2 protein-coding genes and 1 pseudogene are annotated in these 3,830 nt (G+C 67.5%); 2 read left to right on the top strand and 1 reads right to left on the bottom strand.

Going from position 1 to position 3,830, the window contains the following annotated elements; genetic code table 11:
• Together QOI01_RS19375 and QOI01_RS19370 are read left to right on the top strand one after the other, a co-directional pair.
• Positions 1-2,416: FAD-dependent oxidoreductase (locus QOI01_RS19375; RefSeq protein ID WP_526383765.1), on the top strand; the 2,416-nt coding region annotated here is incomplete at its 5' end.
• A gap of 44 nt (positions 2,417-2,460) precedes the next feature.
• Positions 2,461-3,690 carry an alpha/beta hydrolase family protein gene (locus QOI01_RS19370; protein ID WP_526383763.1) on the top strand — a complete coding sequence of 410 codons (1,230 nt, stop codon included), beginning with the start codon at positions 2,461-2,463 and terminating at the stop codon, positions 3,688-3,690.
• Positions 3,691-3,699: 9 nt separating this feature from the next.
• Here QOI01_RS19370 and QOI01_RS19365 read toward each other — a convergent pair.
• Positions 3,700-3,830, bottom strand: a pseudogene (locus QOI01_RS19365) (alpha/beta fold hydrolase); the annotation flags it as partial.

Genomic DNA, 3,830 nt, shown 5'->3' with positions numbered 1-3,830 from the left:
CGTCATCGGAGCGTCCGTTGCCTACCACCTGACCAAGCTCGGTCTGACCGACGTGCTGCTGCTCGAGCAGGGCCAACTGTCCTCCGGCACCACCTGGCACGCCGCTGGGCTGGTGGGGCAGCTGCGCGCCTCGGAGAGCGGTACCAGACTGGTGCAGTACTCGACGGAGCTCTACACCGAACTCGAGGCCGAAACCGGTCTCACCGCGGGCTACAAGCAGTGCGGGGGTGTCACGGTCGCGCGGACCGAGGACCGGATGATCCAGCTGCGCCGAACCGCGGCCAACGCAGCGGCATTCGACCTCGAGTGCGAGCTCCTGACCCCCGAGCAGGCGTTCGCTCACTACCCGGTGATCCGCACCGACGACCTCGTCGGGGCCATCTGGCTGCCCGCCGACGGCAAGGCCAACCCGACCGACCTGACGCTCGCGCTGGCCAAGGGGGCGCGGCTGCGTGGTGCCCGGATCATCGAGCGCACCAGGGTCACCGGCGTGATCAGTGACCGCGGCCGCGTCACGGCGGTCCGCACCGACGTCGGTGACGTCGAGGCCGAGATCGTGGTCAACTGCGCGGGCCAGTGGGCCAAGCAGGTGGGATCGATGGCGGGCGTGAACGTACCGCTGCACTCCGCCGAGCACTTCTACGTCGTGACCGAGCCCATCGCGGGCGTCCACACCGACATGCCGATCCTGCGCGACCCCGATGGCTACACGTACTTCAAGGAGGAGGTCGGCGGACTGGTCATCGGGGGCTTCGAGCCGGAGGCAAAGCCGTGGGTCAGTCCCGACGCGATCCCGTACCCGTTCGAATTTCAACTCCTACAAGAGGATTGGGATCACTTTCAGATCCTCATGGACAGCGCTCTGCTGCGCATTCCTGCGCTGGAGGAGACCGGCCTCAAGAAGCTCTACAACGGACCGGAGAGTTTCACCCCCGACAACCAGTTCATCCTCGGCGAAGCGCCCGAGCTTGCGAACTTCTTCGTCGCCGCCGGATTCAACTCCGTGGGCATCGCGTCCGCAGGCGGCGCGGGGCGTGCGCTGGCCGAGTGGATCGCGAACGGCTCACCGACCACCGATCTCACCAGCGTGGACATCCGGCGTTTCGCACCGTTCAACGGCAACACCCGATGGCTGCACGACAGGGTGGCCGAGGTGCTCGGGCTGCACTACGAAATACCCTGGCCGAACCGGGAAATGACGACCGCCCGGCCGTTTCGTCGCTCGCCGGTACATCACCTCCTCGTCAAGGCGAACGCGAACTTCGGCAGCCGGATGGGCTGGGAGCGCGCCAACTTCTTCGCCCCCGCAGGCGCGGACCCGGCCATCGAGTACTCGTGGGGAAAGCAGAACTGGCTGCCCTGGTCGGCGGCCGAGCAGATCGGTACCCGTACCGGCGTCACCGTCTTCGACCAGACGTCGTTCTCGAAGTACCTCCTGGTGGGCCAGGACGCCGAAGCCTCGTTGCAGTGGTTGTGCACGGCGGACGTGGCCGTCGGCGTCGGCTCGTGCGTCTACACCGGGATGCTCAACGAACACGGCGGCTACGAGGCCGACGTGACCGTGACCCGTACCGGCGACGACGAATTCCTCATCGTCAGTAGCGCGGCCACCACCGAACGGGACAGGGACCACATCACCCGCAACATCACCCGCAACGTCTCCGCCGGAACGCGCGCGCAGCTCGTCGACGTCACGTCGTCGCTTGCGGTGTTCGGTGTGATGGGCCCCCGGTCCCGCGAACTGCTGGCCGCCCTGACCGACGCCGACCTGAGCGACGCCGCCTTCCCCTTCGGCACCAGCCGGCGAATCAGCCTGGGATACTCAACCGTTCGCGCGACGCGCATCACCTACGTGGGGGAGCTCGGCTGGGAACTGTACGTTCCGACCGAGTTCGCCGTCGGCGTCTACGAAGATCTGATGACGGCTGGCGCCGAGTTCGGCGTGATCCGCGGCGGCTACTACGCGATCGAATCACTTCGCCTGGAGAAGGGCTACCGGGCGTTCGGACGAGAGCTGACTCCCGGCGACAATCCCGTCGAGGCCGGACTGCTGTTCGCCTGCAAGCTCAGCACCGACATCGACTTCCTCGGCCGCGCCGCAGTCGAGAAAGCCAGAGCCGAAGGTCCACGACGCCGTGTCGTCGGTTTCTCCGTCGCATCACCGGACGCCATGCTCTGGGGCGGCGAGCTCATCCTGCGCAACGGTGTGGTCGCCGGCCAGGTCACCTCGGCGGCGTGGGGCGAGACGACGGGGTCGTGCGTCGGGCTGGCCTTCCTCAGAGCCGCCGACCGCGCGAAGGTCGACGCCGAGTGGGTCGGCGCCGGGGACTACGAGGTGAACGTGGGCGGCCATCTCCACCCGATCACCGTGACACTCAAGGCGATCTACGACCCGTCCAACTCGAGGATCCGCTGACAGATGGTCGATGCCGACCGACCCGACGGCGATACGATTCGGACGTGAAGATTCTGCTCGACGACGCGGACATGGACGCACAACTCGGCCGGACGCTGATCGCCGTCGCGGCGGAGGCGGCCGACCTGGGCGAGGTCATGGCGACGGCGGCCCGCACCACGGCAGGCGATTACGATTCCTGGTTCGACGAGTGGTCGGCGACGGCCGAGGTCGCCCAGACACTCGGTGAGGACGCACTCCGCGGCGGGCACGTCGTGACGGCCCGCAAGGCGTTCCTGCGCGCCTCGGAGTACTGGCGGCAGTCCTTCTTCTTCATCCGCCACGACATCGACGACGAGCGGCTGCAACACGCGTGGCGACAACACCGGTTGGCCTTCCGCTCGGCCCTGCCGCTGCTCGACTGCTACGCGGTGACCACCGAGATTCCGTACGACGGCGTATCGATGACCGGATACCTGTTCCGGCCGGCCGACGCGGACACCCCGCGACCAACCGTGTTGGCGCCCTGCGGTTTCGACTCGACCGCCGAGGCGGGGTACTTCGCCACCGGCTACATGGCGCTGCCGCGGGGTTACAACTTCTTCGTCTTCGAAGGGCCGGGCCAGGGCGGCATGCTCTACGAACACCGACGCCCGTTCCGGCCCGACTTCGAGGATCCGTTCGCCGAGGCGTTCGAGTGGCTGCTCGCCCAGGACGGTGTCCACCCTCACGCGGTGACCGTGATGGGCCGGTCGTTCGGTGGGTATCTCGGACCACGGGCCGCGGCTTTCGAGTCACGGGTGGCCGCGCTGGTCACCGACCCTGGGCAGTATGACTTCGCCTCCCGGATCGGCGCGCTGGCCAAGGGTGCCGGCCTCGACAGCCCGCAAGATTTCCTTGCGCGGCTGCAGGCCGCCGACCCCGAGCTGGACGCACGGCTGCAGCAGCTGCTCAGCGGGCCGCGCAACGTCGAGTGGTACGGCGCGCGGATGGCGGCGATGGGCACCGACACGGTCGGTGACTTCATCCGCAAGCAGCTGACGTTCTCACTGGAGGGCATCGCCTCAGACATCTCGTGTCCGACGTTGGTGACGGAGGGCGAGGGTGACTTCGCGTCGCAGAGCCAGAGGCTGTTCGACGAATTGAAGTCGGAGAGACGACTGAAGAAGTTCACCGAGGCGGAGGGTGCGGGCGGCCACTGCGAGGGCCTCGGCAGCACCCTGTTCGAGAGCTACGCCTTCGACTGGCTCGACCGCGTCCTAGGTCGCGCTCCGGCACCGACCGCGGCCAACTAGCCGACGTCGTCAGGTAGACGGCTCGAGGTCGTCCCACAGCGTCATCAGGTTCTTCAGAATCTCCTCGGCGTAACCGAGCCCGGCGAGATGACTCTCGCCGGGCAACGTGTAGAGCTCGGCGTCGGGCAGGAGCGAGACGA

It is taken from the genome of Mycobacterium sp. (assembly GCF_032162605.1).
Classification (GTDB): Bacteria; Actinomycetota; Actinomycetes; order Mycobacteriales; family Mycobacteriaceae; genus Mycobacterium.
The sequence above is the reverse complement of the archived record's forward strand: the minus strand, read 5'-3'. Positions and strand labels throughout refer to the sequence as shown.